Source organism: Pseudomonas sp. SDO524_S393, assembly GCF_054071875.1.
This window is the reverse complement of the sequence record NZ_JBSVVZ010000002.1, coordinates 76,126-89,550: the sequence shown is the minus strand read 5'-3', so window position 1 is coordinate 89,550 and position 13,425 is coordinate 76,126. Positions and strand designations below refer to the sequence as shown.

At 59.0% G+C, this 13,425-nt stretch carries 15 protein-coding genes; all 15 read right to left on the bottom strand.

Annotation, left to right across the window (positions count from 1 at the left end; all coding sequences use genetic code 11):
* Window positions 1–84: 84 nt before the first annotated feature.
* Window positions 85–813 (bottom strand): TIGR03747 family integrating conjugative element membrane protein, encoded by a 729-nt coding sequence (locus tag ACW9IB_RS01870; RefSeq protein WP_457412039.1) that lies wholly within the window; start codon window positions 811–813, stop codon window positions 85–87.
* Between the two features lie 40 nt (window positions 814–853).
* Window positions 854–3,013, bottom strand: coding sequence for a type IV conjugative transfer system coupling protein TraD (traD, locus tag ACW9IB_RS01865; protein ID WP_457412038.1), 2,160 nt, complete (start codon window positions 3,011–3,013; stop codon window positions 854–856).
* A 9-nt stretch (window positions 3,014–3,022) separates the two neighbouring features.
* Entirely contained in the window at window positions 3,023–3,547 is a 525-nt protein-coding gene (locus ACW9IB_RS01860) for an integrating conjugative element protein (RefSeq protein ID WP_457412037.1), read from the bottom strand.
* On the bottom strand, window positions 3,544–4,092 hold the full coding sequence (locus ACW9IB_RS01855) for a lytic transglycosylase (RefSeq protein ID WP_457412036.1): 549 nt from the start codon (window positions 4,090–4,092) through the stop codon (window positions 3,544–3,546). The genes ACW9IB_RS01860 and ACW9IB_RS01855 overlap by 4 nt, the downstream gene beginning before the upstream one ends.
* Window positions 4,074–4,793: a TIGR03759 family integrating conjugative element protein gene (locus tag ACW9IB_RS01850; RefSeq protein ID WP_457412034.1), complete on the bottom strand. Its 720-nt coding sequence runs from the start codon at window positions 4,791–4,793 to the stop codon at window positions 4,074–4,076. The genes ACW9IB_RS01855 and ACW9IB_RS01850 overlap by 19 nt, the downstream gene beginning before the upstream one ends.
* Before the next feature lie 9 nt (window positions 4,794–4,802).
* Window positions 4,803–5,474, bottom strand: coding sequence for a chemotaxis protein (locus ACW9IB_RS01845; RefSeq protein ID WP_457412033.1), 672 nt, complete (start codon window positions 5,472–5,474; stop codon window positions 4,803–4,805).
* Window positions 5,471–6,013 (bottom strand): PFGI-1 class ICE element type IV pilus protein PilL2, encoded by a 543-nt coding sequence (gene pilL2 / locus ACW9IB_RS01840; protein ID WP_457412032.1) that lies wholly within the window; start codon window positions 6,011–6,013, stop codon window positions 5,471–5,473. Before pilL2 ends, ACW9IB_RS01845 begins: the two co-directional genes overlap by 4 nt.
* Window positions 6,014–6,119: 106 nt before the next feature.
* Complete coding sequence (locus ACW9IB_RS01835; protein WP_457412030.1) at window positions 6,120–6,866, bottom strand: DUF5983 family protein; 747 nt, start codon at window positions 6,864–6,866, stop codon at window positions 6,120–6,122.
* A gap of 52 nt (window positions 6,867–6,918) precedes the next feature.
* Window positions 6,919–7,413, bottom strand: a complete 495-nt coding sequence (gene radC / locus ACW9IB_RS01830) for a RadC family protein (protein ID WP_457412029.1) — start codon at window positions 7,411–7,413, stop codon at window positions 6,919–6,921.
* A gap of 99 nt (window positions 7,414–7,512) precedes the next feature.
* Window positions 7,513–7,770, bottom strand: a complete 258-nt coding sequence (locus ACW9IB_RS01825) for a hypothetical protein (protein WP_016973533.1) — start codon at window positions 7,768–7,770, stop codon at window positions 7,513–7,515.
* 71 nt (window positions 7,771–7,841) lie between these two features.
* A complete protein-coding gene (locus tag ACW9IB_RS01820; protein ID WP_016973532.1) occupies window positions 7,842–8,423 on the bottom strand; it encodes an STY4534 family ICE replication protein in 582 nt (193 codons plus the stop codon).
* 894 nt (window positions 8,424–9,317) lie between these two features.
* The gene (locus tag ACW9IB_RS01815) at window positions 9,318–11,285 is read right to left on the bottom strand and encodes a DNA topoisomerase III (protein WP_457412028.1); all 1,968 of its coding nucleotides are present in this window, start codon (window positions 11,283–11,285) and stop codon (window positions 9,318–9,320) included.
* Window positions 11,286–11,510: 225 nt separating this feature from the next.
* Complete coding sequence (locus ACW9IB_RS01810) at window positions 11,511–11,966, bottom strand: single-stranded DNA-binding protein (RefSeq protein WP_219431431.1); 456 nt, start codon at window positions 11,964–11,966, stop codon at window positions 11,511–11,513.
* Window positions 11,963–12,481, bottom strand: a complete 519-nt coding sequence (locus ACW9IB_RS01805) for a DUF3158 family protein (RefSeq protein WP_457412027.1) — start codon at window positions 12,479–12,481, stop codon at window positions 11,963–11,965. The genes ACW9IB_RS01810 and ACW9IB_RS01805 overlap by 4 nt, the downstream gene beginning before the upstream one ends.
* Window positions 12,478–13,233 (bottom strand): PFL_4669 family integrating conjugative element protein, encoded by a 756-nt coding sequence (locus tag ACW9IB_RS01800; protein ID WP_457412026.1) that lies wholly within the window; start codon window positions 13,231–13,233, stop codon window positions 12,478–12,480. The genes ACW9IB_RS01805 and ACW9IB_RS01800 overlap by 4 nt, the downstream gene beginning before the upstream one ends.
* Window positions 13,234–13,425 lie beyond the last annotated feature (192 nt).

The window sequence follows — 13,425 nt, the reverse complement described above, 5'->3', positions numbered from 1 at the left end:
CTGGCGGCTCCTTACGACCGGGAGCTTGGGCCTCTCATGAGCTGGCCCCCTGAACACTTCCGCAGATAAACATTCGTGTCGCACTCAGAGATATTTTTTGAACGTCGCCGCTGTGATGGCCATGGCCACCCCGAGCATCACGGCGCAAGGCAGAAATACGGCCATGGGGTTGAGCGAGAAGGGCAGCGACAAGTAAAGGATCCAGGGCACGATCAGCAGTGGCATGACCGCTCGTTTAGCCCGGTGATAGACAAAGCTGCTTTCGCGCCCTGCTCCAAATTTTCGCAGGTCGCGGCGCATCAGGCCGTCGATAAAGCCGGTGAACATGGCCAGCAGAAACAGGGGAATCGCCAAGGCCAGAATGGTTAGGCGCACCACGAACGTGAAGCTGACGTACACCGCTGCCAGCACAAAGTCCTCGATGTTCACGTAGAGCTGATTGATCCCGCTCCAAAAGTCGTTGCCCTGGCTCGAGACTCGCGTCTGCTGGGCAAAATCCGTAAAACCGGTCTTGACCAGTAACCACTGCTTGAGGAAATCCAGCCACTGGACAATCGTCTGTCCAGGCTGTTGGATAATGAGTGAGGATGTGAAGTGCTCACTGAGCCAGCCCAGTTCGCTGCTCATCATCGCCTGACTGTGTCGCCAGCCTTGATCGCCCCAGAACAGCAGCAGACCGGCCCACTCGATTAGAATCGAGAACAGCAACGAAGCGATCAACAAACTGATAATGCGCAGGACCAGACTAATCGCCGAGACGATCAGCCCTGGCCGCTGGATGGGTTGCGGAGGAGGGCGCTGAGCTGAAGTCATCTTCCTTGACTCCACGAGATGCACTGTAGGGCCGACGGCGTCATGGGGCCTCCTGAGCAGGAACACTTGCATCCACCGCTGAAGAAGTGCGTGGAGGCGTAACCCGATCTGGATCGAAGTCCAGCGTCGGACCGCCGCCACTTGCACTCCACCAGTGCCCCGGCTGTTCGTTGTAGCTGACGCGCATCCGCTGAGTGAGCTCTTGCAGATCCTTGGGCATGGCATCGTCCGGCGAAGGTTTGGGCAGAGGCATGCGGACTTTCCAGAGCTGACCGCCCACCTGGAACGAGAACATTTGCCCCTTGGGTAAGCTGACGATATGGGCCGGTTCGATCAGTGGCACGCTGGTGCTGCTGACCCGGTCTTGGGAGGACGAGGTGAAATCCGTGTTGGCCTCCGGATCGGAGGTGTCGGTGGCCCCCGAGACCAGGGTCTTGGTCAGCACGTTGATCTTGGGCAACTGTTGGGTGAGCAGCTCAGCGGTGGCGGTTTCGCGCACGCGGAGCATCTGCAGCGTGTTGAAGTTGCCGATGACCTGGCCGGCTTTGGCGCGGTTGCCGATACGCGCTTCGATATCGCTGAGGGTTTGGGTGTACGCCGTCACTTGGATACCCGCGCCGCCGCCCTTGTTGATCAGCGGAATGAATTCATCGCCCATCAACTCGTTGAACTCATCGGCGTGCAGGTTGATCGGTAGCTTGTCACTGCTGCTGCCTGATGCGGGCAGGCCATGATCGATGCCGTGTTTGTAGATATGCCCGGCCACCGAGACCAGATCGGCAAACATGGAGTTGCCCACGGCGGCGGCCACCTCGGCGTCGGTCAACGCATCGAGGCCGACGTAGACGATGCCGCGTTTTCGGATGATCTGCATCCAGTCGAAGATCGGCCGCGGGTCATCTAAATCGGTGTAGTTGGGGGCCAGTAACTGGGCGGTCTTGCCGGTGGTGAGTTTTTCCAGCAGCGGCAGTAGCGAGGCAACAATCTTGTCGAAGTAAGTACGGTCGTAGCGCACTGCCGAACGCAGCCCGTCCATTACCGGATCAAATACCCGTTTGGCCGCCAGGTACTGCTCGATGGCCACCACGCGCTTATCGCGTCCCACCATATGCCGGGGAATGTTTTTCTCGGTGAGCTTGCCTTCGAGCTGGATGATCACTTCCCACGCCTTCGGGTCGGTCTTGGCGAAAAACTGCTGGGCGTACTCGATGAACAGGGCGTCGATGTTGACCACATGTCGCTGGATCTGCAGGTAGTCTGGACGCCGGCCCAACTCGATCAGAGCGCGGGCGATGATGTTGACGAAACGCCAGGCGAACTCACGAAAGGCCGCAGAGTTCCCTTCACCGCTGAGCTGCCCGGCGATGCGCGACGCCACTTCCGAAATTCGCCCGAAACGTCCTACGGCGTTGTAACGCGCGGAGATCTCTGGCCAGCCTAGATGGAAAACATAGAATTCCTTCTCCCGACCGGCGCGCTTGGCTTCGACATACATCCGTTTGAGCAAGTCGGCATCGCCCTTCGGATCGAAGACAATCACTACCTCATGTTCAACACGGTGAATGTCCTGAGTGATGTACACCTCAGCGAGTCGCGTCTTGCCGACACGGGTAGTGCCGAGCACCAGGGTGTGTCCGACCCGTTCGCCCAGCGGCAGACTGACTTCCGTTTCATCGGGCTCGACCCCATGCAACAGCGGCGAGCCACCCACCGGGGGCAAAGGGCGCAACGGATTGAGGGCACTGTCCCAGGCGGTGACACGGGCCAGTATCGAGAGTGGAAACGGTGCATGCTCCAGGTGCCGTTCGAGCCCACGGGCCAGGCGGTAGCGGGTCGGTTGATCGACATAGTGAGCGACCGCCGGATCCTGGGCCTCGACCAAGCGCTGGGTGTGCAGGCGGTTCCAGCGAAAGCCGCGGCCCATGAATAAACGCTTACGACTGACCGGAATCTGGTGACTGGTCAGCTCGTAGCGGGGCAGCCGACGGATATTGCGCCGATAACGCAGCACCTCCCGAGCTTGTCGCAGGCGGATAAGGCCGAACAGGGCATAGGCCAGCGCTGTAACCAGACCGATCCCGGGTGATATGGCCACAGCCCAGGGCGAGTACACGCACAGCACCGCGGCGGCGATGCAGATCGCTACGGTGTACAGCTCCACCGCTGGCCGGAGCTTGGACTCCATCGCGTGCTCGGTCATGACCTGAACTCACTGTTCCAGTGAGGTGGCAGTGATCAGGACGGGGTAGTGCTCGATCTGCAGGCGAGTGGCGATATCGTTGCCGTCGACCGGGAGGATGGTGATGCCCGGAGCGGCTGCTCGAATCTGGGCCAGGGCTTCAGTATCGGCCACTTCAACGGCGAGGCCGGCCGCACCCATTTCCTGCAGTTGAGCCGCGCGTTGACGCAACCAAGCCAGTGATTGGGGGTCGCCGCCGACCAGGAAAAATGGCTGCAAGCCCGGCATGTTCAGGGCACGAGACGTGATTGGGCCGGGGCTCAAGAGAGAGCTATGGACGGGCAGTATCCAGGCTTCATCGGCAAAGGTGGACAGGTCCGCATGTATGGGGTGATCGGGCCAATCAGGCTGGGTCTTGTTGTTTATGGGCGGCCCGGAAACTTGAAAATGGGGGCGGGAGAAGTCGCTAGGCTGATCCCCGGCGATGGTCAGTTCCGGCTGGGCGAACGGTGCCAAGAGCAGGCTGGCATAGCAGGCAAGGGATATTCGCTTCATGGTGATGTGCCCTGTTCGAAGGAAACCAGTAGTCGTTCGAGTTGTCGGGAAAAACCTGCGCGGTAACGCGCGGCCGGCGCGCCGCCTGCCGGGCGGTGATAGCGTCCGGCAGCCGACACCCAATCGCCGGTGGCGGCGTGGTGCTCTTGTAACAGCGCGGCGGTCACGGCGAGATTTCGGTAGGGATCCAGGGCTTCACAGGGGCTCGAAAAACGTTGGCCGTGGTAACCCAGGTTGGTTTGCCCGAGTCCGGCGTCGACCCGCTTCGCGTCATGTCGGGCGAGCGCCTGAAGCAAGGCGTGACAGGCGGCTTGGCGACTGGCGAAGCGGTAAGGTGTTCCGGCGATGTTAAGGGTCCAAGGCCAGGGTCGCAGTCGACCACGGACGCGAATACCACTCTCTTGCAGGGCAATGGCGAACAGCACCGTAGAAGGGATGTCGGCGCCACGCGCCGCCAATTGGTAGGCTGGAGGTGGAAGCTCCTCGGCCTGTGCCGCTAGCATCACTAGCATCAGCGCAATACCACTCAGTCGAGGCGTTGCCATTGTCCATTCACCTGTTGAAATGTGGCAGGTAATGACCCCAAGGCACCCAGGCTGAACCAGCGACCACGGTCGTGGTTCAGGGTGATTTGGCGGCGTTGAACCTTGGTCGGATCAATGCCGGCTTGCCGAGCCCAGCGACGGACGCGTTCATCCTCGCCTTGGCTGCCCACCAGGTAGATATCGAACGCCGTGTCACTGCTTTGCAGACGCTGCGCTTCGGCGGTGCACGCTGGGCAGTGGTCCTCCACAAACAGGGCCTGGCGCGGCATTACCGATGAGCTGGCCGGGGGCGGGGACGCCATGCCCTGGATAGGCAGCAGCCCGGGAAACAGCTTGGCCCAGGCCGCGGTGTAAGCGTTTTGGTAAGCCAACTCGCGCGCGGCGCGTTTGGCTTCCAGCGCTACTTGTAATTCGGCATAGCGCTGGCGCTCTTGGTCGGTCTCGGCTTCGACTCCGAGTGTGGTCAACGGATCGAGGTTCGGGCTCCAGAAACCGCGTGGGCCGGCTTGGATCTGTTCGAAGCGCGTCCACTCCTGCTCGGTCAGCCCCCAGCTCGCAGCCTGTTCAGAGTTAGCGTGCCTCAGCGGAGCAGACTGCGTGTCCTGAGTCCGTGACTGAGTGGTGACGGGATTGCCCATCGCTGTGCCGGTGATCAGTAGCGAAACCAGACAGGCGATGGTGGGCAGTGACGCTCGGTTCATGATCGCTTCTCAAGGGAGTTGCACGGTCTGGTTTGGCTGAGCGGCCACCGCGAAGATGGCTGAGTTCGGTTCCAGTACTTTCAGCTGCCAGGCCCCGAGCTGCTCGCCGCTATGTAGTAGCCGGACATCCTTGAGCGAGCGACTGTCAGGAGGGGCGACTGCCAGAAAGTGCTCGCCACCGCGGGCCTCGACCCCCAATACTGAGAACGGTGGCGAGATCGGGGCGGGTTTTGGGCGAGCCATCTGTTTCGGCTGGGTCGTGGAAGAGGTCGGTGGTGGGAGTGAAGGCTTGGTCTTGAGGTTCAGGAGCTGCTGCTCGACGTGCTCAAAGCGTGCACGTAGCGCGGTCATGTCTGCCGCGGTGGCACGGGCTGCCAGACCATCGTGCAGTTCCTGTATTTCTTGCGCCCACTGATCCAGCATCGGATCGAGGGTATTGGCCTGTTGCTCACCGGTATCGACCATTTGCTTCAGGTCTATCAGTGCGTACTGCAGTTTTTCCTGTGTGTCCTTGAGGGCGCTTGAATCTCGTTGCAGGATGTCCAGGGTTTGTTGGTATTGCGTATCCGTGCGCTGTAGCTCGGCCAAGCGCTGATACTGGTTATACAAACCACTGCTCAGGCCGGCGACCGCCAGGCAAAGCAATCCAATGATGAGGGTTTGAAACGTTGAGGCTTTCATGGACGCGCCTCCCATTGATGGGGCGAGACTGGCGTGATCGGCGTGACGCTGGCATTAGTTTTTTGCTGTTCGAAGCAAACCGAACGGCTGACTTCATCGGTCGTGAGTTGCCAAGCGGGGCCAGCCAACACTTGTAGCGCGCGGCGCAACGGGATTGGACCGAGCTGGTAATGGGCCGCTGGCAGGGGCCCGGTAAACAGCACCTCCACCGACGGGGAAACTGGACAGAGCGAATAACCCGAGCGCAGCAGCACGTAGTGCATCGCCTCCTCTACCGATGGATTTAGGTTGGACGGGATACTCACGTCAATGATTTGAGCGAGAAGATCGCGTTGTTCCGTGGTGGGTTCGGTGCTGACCAGCGTATAGCGGCCATAACGAAGCTCTGCCGGATGGCTTCCTACAGCTGTGGCCGACGAGAGCTGGGCCTGATTGAAGCCACTGTCGATCTCTGAATGGGTCGGTAATGGGGTAGGGATTTGCGCAGTGCAGGCGCTCAACAAACCCAGCAGGCACACAGGCGTGAAAAAACGCTCCATGGAAAAAACCTCATGTCAGATTCAGTGCAGAACCTGACATGAGGTGAAGGAGCGATTCAGTGAGAAAGTTGATTCAAGGCGGTTCGTGTTAACGCTGAACACGTTGCTATTCGTCAAAAATGGCGAGCCCATCCAAAACGGCAGCGTCGGGGTCGAAAATCAACAATCGCACATCCGCCAATGCCGCCAGGTACAGTGTGTTGACCAAGGCTTCCGGCGTGCCGGCGTCGAGCTGCTCTTGTCTCAGGCTGGAGTATGGCTGGCTCTCAATGTTCAGCAGGTTGTCGTCCGTCCATGGCGTGCCGATCAGTTTGCAACCGATGCCACAGCAATCCGGCAAGTTGAACAGCTCGAACAAGAGGCCGGTTTGCCACAGGGCGGAGTGACCGACCCACGCCTCCAGGCACAGCATCGCTTCGTCGGGAAGGTGCGCGGTACTGATCTCCCAGGCTCGACTGTAGTGTCCCGTTTCGAAGCTCAAGCGATGGACCATGACTTGGGCTTCTTCCAGGGAGTACAAATCGCCGACGTGATGCCGCTCGTTGAACATTTCGCCCATCACGGCGTAGATCACTTGGCGCACCAACCCGGTAGACGGGCAGCGTTCCTCCAAGTCCTTCGGAATGGATTGGCCTTCGCTGATCAAGACGAAATCGTCATTGAACAGGCAGGGGAACAGTTGCAACTCTTCGTCGGGCAGCCGCGCCTGTGTGTCGTGTACGGGGCGAAAGCAGGGAGGGCAGTCGTTTTCATCGGTGATCAGTAGCAGCCGTGCGATATGCAGGTTGTCGTAGCCGCGAACAAATGGGTTTGAGGCCGTCAGTAGGGTTGAGGTTTGGTGTGCGGGGTGCATGAGGGTTCTCGAGAGTGAAAATGAACAAGGCGCCCGAAGACGCCTGTGAGGATTACAGCCAGCCATGTTCGGCAAGGGAGAGCGGACGGCCTTCACCGACGATGAAGTGGTCCAAAACGCGCACCTCGATCATGGCCAAGGCCTCCTTCAACCGTGCGGTCAAGAGGCGATCCGCCTGACTGGGTTCCGTACAACCTGAAGGGTGGTTGTGGACCAAAATGACAGCGCCGGCGTTATGAGCCATGGATCTCTTCATGACCTGTCGGGGGTAAACGCTGGCGCCGTCAATGCTGCCGTGAAAGAGGATCTCGAACGCCAGCACCCGGTGCTGGGCGTCGAGAAACATCACACCGAAGACCTCATGCTCCTGTTGCACAAGGTGCAGTTTTAAGTACGAGGCCACGGTATCAGGTGAGCTCAGGGTAGGGCCGCGGGTGAACAGCCGACGATCCAGAATATGCAACGCTTCGTCGATCATCTGGTTTTCTTGGACGATACGATCAGCCTCGACATCCGAGGTTTCAATCAGGGTGAGTTGGGTGCTCATGGTGGTACCTCCGAAGGGAACAATCAGGGGTACACGCCCGAGGGGAGTGGAGTCCCCAGGTGGATATAGCGTGGCGGGTGTTAGTCGCTGGCGCGCTGTTTACAGCTGAGTGAATTGATGGCGCTGACCGTGCAGGGGTGAACCACAGCCGTCGCAGGGCAATGGGGAAAAGGCTCTTATTCCCCAGCCGGCTTCGGGATCGAAGTCGGCACTGATGGGCATTAATCGAACCAGTCCACGATGGATATTGGCGATGCGATCCTCGATCTCATCCGTCGTGTAGTAGAGCGATAACGCGCTGTAGTCCTCGTAAGCCGCAGCGAATAGGCAGTCGTCGCAAAGCCAGAAGGATTCCATGTCGGTTCTCCTATGCTGATTGAAGAAAAGGCGCTCGAGAGAGCGCCTTGATGTGGAACATCGTGGACTGTTCAGGCGGACTGAACAGTGCGGGTGGCATCACGGCGGGCCGTGCGGGGAGTGGGTGGAGATTCAGGTTCGACCTGAGCCTCTGTTGGTTCGTCGGTCCCGTCAGCTTCGGCATCAGCCGATGGTGGGGATGGTTCACTGGTGGGCGCTTGCTCAGCAGGTGCTGTTGCTTCCTGCCTGGCGGGCGCTTTGTATTCGAACATCCCGTTGACCTTGATCCAATCGATGAACAGCAAACGACCTTTCAGGCTGGCACCGGGTTGACCTTGTTTATCGCCTTTCTCGTAGAGAAACGGATCGATCCACAGGTCGCCGATACGGAACGACAGCAAGACCTTTTTCTCGGCTTTGACGGCGTCCATATAGAGACGAATCAAGCGTTCAGCTTCACCCCCAGCGACTTTGCAGTCGAAACGGGTGTACTCCACCGCATCGCTGGCACCGTGCAGTGCGGCGATATCGCAGGCCATGAACGGCTGGCCGCGGCGGACCTGTACTTCACGAACACGGTTGAGGTAGCCGATACCGACGGTGTGAAGGTTGAAGTAAGTGGTCGCTTCTTGGGATTGGTTGGTGTGGGCCATGGTGGTTCTCCTGTTTCAAGGGAAAACGGCGACGCACAATCCCTAAGAGGGAAGTGAGCCCCCGTCAGGGTGGGTAAAGTGAAGGTGAGCAATGAACGACTCGCTACCGGCAAGCCGATGACGATCCGAACGATGCGTCTGGAGGAATAGCTGTGCAGAAGAGGAGCGTCTGCGGTGGTGATCCGCAGGCATGGGTAGTGGGCATTCATCACCGCTGAAGCGGTAATCGCGCGAGCTTCCGAACGCTGATCGCACTTGGGTAAACCACCACGAACGTGGCGTAGCCTTGAAGGTTCAAGCTACCTGGGCTGGGCTGTCAACGACAGCGAACCACGCCTTTTGTATAAGCCTGTCACAGGGGAGCGTCAAGGCGCTGCCACCCGATTTTTTACGCCTGGAATACGGTAGCAGTCACTGGAATGAAAAAATGAAGAGTAGGCCTGGCGAGGCGCCAGGCGAGGAACAGAAAAGCCACCTTTGACGGTCTTACGCAGTCACAAGCTCCTCGCAAAACTTGGTTTAACTGCGCCATGATTCGCCAACCGACCCTTGTCGTGGCCTGGGTCGGAACATGCTGGCACGCATCCGCGCACAAAGGGTGCCCCGTGTTTCCCCGGTGGGCTCCGGGACTGAATACGATCGCCGAAGCGGATGACCGCTATTGCCGCGTAGAGGCAACAGTGGTCATCCGCCACCACGATCAGGTCGAGCACAAAACGGGAACGAAACCCCGCAGAAGAGAAGGCTCCGAACTCAAGGAGTCCGACCGAACTACCCGGAGCGAGTCGGTCTTGGGTCGCCGTTGGCGATGATCCTGAGGCACAACAGCAGAGAGGGTGGGACGAGGTCAAGCCAGAGAACTCACCGTTCTCATGATGATCGTCTCATGGCACATCAAGAGCGACGCGTATCTTTACTGATTGACACAGTGCCCTTGCAACCCGGATAGCGGGAGCATGACCAGAACGGACCTGATTTTCCCTTTCGCCTGAGCATTGAGGCGTTGCACATGGGGCAGTCCGGGCTCATTTCTCCCGCTATGGCCAAAGTGAGCGAGCGGTAGTGTGCGACCAACTGCGCAATCCAGTTCGCCTGCTTCGCGACGAACGCATCCAGGGTCAGACGTCCCGCTTCGATTTCGTCCAGCGCCTGTTCCCAGATCGCGGTCATACCCGGATCCGCGACTGCAGCGGGTACCGCCTCGATCAGAGTATGGGCCGCGGCGGAGGCCATTAAAGCGCGTTTTTTCTTCAGCAAATAACCGCGTTCAATCAACCCCTTGATGATGCCGGCTCGCGTGGCTTCGGTACCGATACCGGTGGTGTCCCGAAGTTTTTGTTTCAGGCGTGGGTCGTTGACCAGCTTGGCCACGTTTTTCATCGCCTTGATCAGATCGCCTTCGGTAAGAGGTTTGGGAGCGGCAGTGCGCATGGACTTGAGTTCGGCATCGTCCACTGCGCAGTGCGTGCCCTGCTTCAAGATGGGTAATACTTGGGATTTTTGACTGGGCTCATCCTCCTCGGTGTTTTCGGTGAGCAAGCCTTTCCAGCCCTGGATCAGGATCTGTTTGCCGACGGCGGTCAAACGTTCTTCGCCACATTCCAGTTCGACCTGGGTTCGATCAAACTCATGATGCGGAAGAAACTGCGCAAGGTAGTGGCTACGGATCAGTTCGTAGACATGGCGTTCTTGTTCGGACATCCGCGCCAGGTTTGCCGGCTCGGTGGTGGGAATGATGCCGTGGTGCGCGGTGACCTTGGTATCGTTCCATACGCGGGAGCGTAATGATCGATCCAGGCACCCAAATGCAGTTCTGAGTGTAGGATCCGTTTTAAGCAGGGCATCAAGTACCGTGGGTGCCTCGTTGAACGTATTCTCTGGCAAATAGCGGCAATCGCTGCGGGGGTAGGTGGTGGCTTTGTGGGTTTCATACAGGGTTTGGGCGATGTTCAGGGTTTCCTGAGCGCCGAGTCCCAGCTTGCGTGAGCAGACTTCTTGCAGTGTGCTCAAGTCGAAGGGCAGGGGCGGCGGTTCGCGGGAGTGCTCAGTCTGCAGCGAGACCACTGTGGTGGTCTTACTGCTAGAGATCGCTTGGACGGCCTGACTGGCAAGCGCCTGCTGCAGGCAACGACCTGCCTCGTCCCGTCCTGAACATGGCGGTAACCACGAGGCGATGAATCGCTGGCCCATCGAGGACAGGTGCACATCCACGTCCCAGTAGGGCACCGAGACGAAGCCGGCAATCGCACGATCCCGATCGACCACCAGACGTAAAGTGGGTGTCTGGACGCGTCCAACTGACAATACACCATCGTAGCCTGCCCGCCGACCGAGAAGGGTAAATAAACGACTGAGGTTCATGCCAATCAGCCAGTCGGCGCGGCTGCGGGCGAGGGCGGAGTGATAAAGCAGGAAGGTCTCCTGACCGGATTTCAGCGAGGACAATGCTTTGCGAATCGACGCCTCGTTGAGGGCGGACAACCAGAGGCGCTGAACGGGTCCTCGATACCTGCAAAGCTCCAGCAATTCGCGGGCAATCATTTCACCTTCGCGGTCGGCGTCGGTCGCGATGATGACGGTGGTAGTGTCACTGAGCAGGCGTTTGATGACCTTGAACTGTGCCGCTGTCTTGGATTTGACCTCGACCTGCCACTGCACGGGAATGATCGGTAGATGATCCAGCGACCAGGATTTGTACTGATCACTATAAGCTTCAGGTGGGGCTGTCTCCAGCAAGTGGCCAATACACCAGGTGACAGTGGAGTCGGCGCCGATCAGGCAACCATCACCGCGCCGAGTGGCCCCGAGTACTTTGGCAATGTCCCGACCCTGGGAAGGTTTCTCGCAGAGGAAGAGACGCATAGAACTGCTCCAGATTGAGTTCGGAGCAGCGTTATTGGAAACAGCAGTGACGGGATATGAGAAACCTGAATGGCAGGTTCCTCATATTAGTCGGTGAGGGCATGCTTGAATGGTCCGAGGCTGCTAGCCCATTGCAGTTTGTCGGCAGTGTGGAGCTTCACGAGCAGCGCGTAATAACACGCCAGCAACTGCGTGTGGAGGTGCAATTTTTATGCCTGATGTCCGTCAGTCCGTAGGTGGTGGCCCTCTGCGTTTCTTGGATTTCGACGCCGGTGAACTGGCCTGCTCTGTATTTTGAGAGGCCGTCGGTTCACTGGAGCGCTCCCGCATGACCACGCTGTGCACTCGGTGAGGCAGGATGCCGACTCGACGGGCCTCGATCTTGAAGGTCACCCGCGCATTGTCTTCGCTGTCCTCCCACTCATCACGCACCGTACGACCTTCGACCAGCACGCGCATACCCTTTTGATACAGCGTGCTCCAGTGTTCAGCCTCGCGGTGCCAGAGCTCAACCGGCGCCCAATAGCCGCCTCGATCTTCATAGCTGCCCTCGCGTGGCACGGGATTGTCGAAATACACATTCAGCCGCAGCAAGCGCCGTGGCTCGTCATTGCCTGAGGCGAACTCCTGGAACTCCGGCGCACTGCCGATATTGCCTTCACCGACGAAAAAAGTACTCATTGTGATACCTCCACTGCGGGTGTGAACTGGCGCAGCAGCCGCTCGGCGCTGTCCATTTTGATCGCGCAGGTCGTGGCCTGGCGGTAGAGCGAGTGCACCACGCTCATCTGCAGGTTCAGTGCAATGCGATCGCATTCGAAACGGTGCAATCTCTCGCGTACGGCCTGCGGCAGGGCTGTGTTGCAGACCTGGCGTTCCCAGACCGCAACCCCCATACGGGCGAAGTCACGGGTGCGCCAACGCAAAAAGTTGCTGCCTGCGCTGGTGTTCTGCAGCACTAAACGAATGTCCAGCAGCGAGTAAGGGGGCTGTCCGGCCTGCTGCACCACAGCCTCCATCAGGTGACGTAACTGCGCCTCGATTTCCCTCGCCACCTGTGCCAGTTGCTCCAACTCCCCCTTACCCTTAAATGGTTTTAAAAGGCCTTTTAGGGAGGCGGCGTGTTCGAGCTGTCGATAGGCATCCGGTGTCAACACTTCGAAGGGCATTGGTTGAGCCGGGATCATGAGATTCATGCTTCGTCCTCCGGCTCATCCACTGTCGCAGCTAGCTCTCTCGCTTGCTCTGCCAACGCGTCGACGTCATCCACTGCCACCGCACCACGCCGAGTGATCGGCGGCGCGAACTGGGAGCGTCGATGACCCTCAAGTATGTCCATGGGGGGCAAACCCAATTTATCGATGGCCGCCAGGGCACGGGCGTTGTTCGCCGCCATGTCATCACGGGTGACGCCGGCATGCCGGTAGCGCTGTGCCTGACCAAACAGGCTACGCAGTAGATGGGCGCCGTCGTCGATCCAGGCTTCCATATCGATGCGGCCGATCAGGGCGGTGTGATGGGCCAATAGGGTCCGGCGCACCAGAGTGTCGTAGTCGGTCAGCAGGTAGACCGCGAGAAAGCCCAGCTGGCTACCGATGTACAACGGCAAGGTGACGGGGTGGATGTTGAGGTTGTCGCCCATGTCGATCTGTGTCGGCAGATCCTGCCTGATCCGATCCAGCTGTTGGCTCAGTTCTAACATCCCAGCCTTGGCCTGTATGAGTTTTTCTTCGAGTTGCACGATGGCCCAGTCGGCATAGGGGTCGTCTTGGGCCGCGGTTTGTTTGATCAGGTTGGTGACACTGATGTAGCCCGCCATGCCCATGATCGAGTGGGCACCTTCACGTGCGGTCCGACCTTGCCAGATGCGGGCGGCGTGGTGAGTGTGCAGGGTAAGGGTGATACTGCTGCGCAATGAACCCAGGTTGAGTTGGTAGTGATCGGCCACGGTGTTGTCCTCACAGAAGCTTGGACGGGAACGTTGCGACAGATGAGGGTCAAGGGCAGCCAAAAAGCTGAATGCGGTCTGTTCGATTTGGTTTAAGAGGGCTAACTATGGCGACGTCAGTGGGAAGGGGGGACCGGCTTTTCCCTAAAAATTTCATCGTTTGCTCCGATGTGTTCGTAGAGTGGAACTCCA